At 38.9% G+C, this 704-nt stretch carries 1 protein-coding gene; it reads left to right on the top strand.

The window, feature by feature from the left end; translation table 11 throughout:
* Positions 1 to 142: 142 nt before the first annotated feature.
* Positions 143 to 592, top strand: a complete 450-nt coding sequence (tnpA, locus tag VEI_RS09310; RefSeq protein ID WP_005380573.1) for an IS200/IS605 family transposase — start codon at positions 143 to 145, stop codon at positions 590 to 592.
* The last annotated feature ends 112 nt before the right edge of the window (positions 593 to 704 follow it).

The raw sequence follows: 704 nt of genomic DNA, 5'->3' as shown, positions 1-704 counted from the left end.
GCTTTTTGTATATAGAAAACCCCCGGATAGTCCGGGGGTTCAGTAAAAGCTTTAGCGTTGCGTCTTCGAAAAGTTACTCCTTTAGGGTAAGATTAGATTGCGGTCCGTCAACTGCAATTAAGACCCTAAAGGAGGCCATATAATGTATGACAATCAGAGTTTAGCACATACTAAATGGAACTGCAAATATCATATAGTATTTGCACCAAAGTATAGAAGAAAAGTATTTTTTGGACAAAAGCGATTTGAAATCGGAGGTATAATTCGTGAATTATGCAGATGGAAAGGTGTAGAGCTTTTGTCTGCAGAAGCATGCCCAGATCATATTCATATATTAGTAGCAATTCCACCTAAAATGTCAGTCTCATCATTTATGGGATTTCTAAAAGGTAAAAGTAGTTTAATGATATATGAGAAATGGGGGAATATGAAATTCAAATATCGGAACCGACAATTTTGGTGTAGAGGATATTACGTCGATACAGTCGGTAAAAATGAGAAAAAGATAGCGGAGTATATTTCGAATCAATTAAAGCAAGACGAGATGTCAGAGCAATTAGTTTTAGATTTTCAAGACCCGTTTAACGGGTAGTTAGTATTAGATTGCAGATGACGGATCGACATGCGCTCCCACGCGCGGCCGGTAGCATTCGCCTTATAGGCGAAAAGAAGAACCACCGGCTAAGCCGGTGGGTAGCTTTTTT

Source organism: Veillonella tobetsuensis, assembly GCF_001078375.1.
GTDB lineage: Bacteria > Bacillota > Negativicutes > Veillonellales > Veillonellaceae > Veillonella > Veillonella tobetsuensis.
The sequence above is the reverse complement of the archived record's forward strand: the minus strand, read 5'-3'. Positions and strand labels throughout refer to the sequence as shown.